The sequence below is a fragment of the Pseudomonas luteola NBRC 103146 genome, assembly GCF_002091675.1.
GTDB lineage: Bacteria > Pseudomonadota > Gammaproteobacteria > Pseudomonadales > Pseudomonadaceae > Chryseomonas > Chryseomonas luteola.
This window is the reverse complement of sequence record NZ_BDAE01000088.1, coordinates 1-965: the sequence shown is the minus strand read 5'-3', so window position 1 is coordinate 965 and position 965 is coordinate 1. Positions and strand designations below refer to the sequence as shown.

Annotated in this window: 2 protein-coding genes; both read right to left on the bottom strand. The window is 52.3% G+C overall.

Annotated elements, in window-relative coordinates; translation table 11 throughout:
• Nucleotides 1-3: 3 nt before the first annotated feature.
• On the bottom strand, nt 4-276 hold the full coding sequence (locus PLU01S_RS25190) for a hypothetical protein (RefSeq protein ID WP_084339980.1): 273 nt from the start codon (nt 274-276) through the stop codon (nt 4-6).
• A gap of 162 nt (nt 277-438) precedes the next feature.
• The coding region (locus PLU01S_RS25185; RefSeq protein ID WP_218019580.1) for a hypothetical protein at nt 439-965 on the bottom strand (527 nt) is incomplete at its 5' end.

Genomic DNA, 965 nt, shown 5'->3' with positions numbered 1-965 from the left:
CGATCATGGCTTGTCACCATGACGGGCTAGGAAGGCAAAGGCAGCAGCATTGTTTACAGATATATGAGGGTCTTCCCATGCAACGCCATCCATCAGTTTAGTCAGTATGTCCGCCGCCTCAGCAAGTTCTGCCTCAAGCTCAGCCACGCGCTTTTCGTTATCATTGGCGGAATCTAGGAGATTTGATAATCGATCGCACCTCCAGCCGATCATTTCACACACGTATTCTCCGCTAGACAGGTGTATTACCCGGCCATCCAGAATGTATTCACTCATGACTTCACCTCTGGCTTGGCATTCCACATATCTGTTAGCCCTTGCGGCGTGAACGCTTTAACAGTGCGGCGGCATTCAGGGCACATAAGGGACAGATATCCTTCCTTGTGCTGCATTCCCATCAGCGCGCCCTCATACCCGCAGTGGCATGGCTTAATCTTTTTACTCATGATCCACCTCTGGCTTGGCTGTGAGTGCTTGCAACCTGGAAATCGAAGGCACCACATGGCCGTACCAATCACGCGCTAGGTCGTCCATATCGGTGAACTCAAGGCTGCTTAGCCTCTCGATGAGGAATTGAGCTTCAGTCTTCAGTGCGTCACGTTCCTGCTTTAGAGATTGCCCCAATTGAAAGAACTTTCTCCTCTGATCCTGCACTTCGGTCAGCTCTTCATTCAGCCGCTCGTTCTCAGTCAGGAGTGCGATGGGCGCGGTGTAGACCGGCAGCCACTTATGACTCTCATCTAACTCATCTCCGCGCACATTGCTGATCACAGCGCCATCGTCAGCATCAAAGTGGACTTCTCCATCCTTGAACAGGACGTAGGAAACAGGTTCAGCCGGTGCGGAACGGGCTGCCTTGAATATGCGCGGTGCCCACCACTCAGGGTCGCTTATAACCGTTCCTGCTGGCATCTCACGTTTTAGCCATTCAGCAAATTGCTCACTCATTTCCCGCCTCCAGCTAG

Bases quoted from the DNA above. Each gene is read 5' to 3' on its own strand.
- PLU01S_RS25190 (WP_084339980.1), bottom strand. From the start codon at position 276: ATGAGTGAATACATTCTGGATGGCCGGGTAATACACCTGTCTAGCGGA.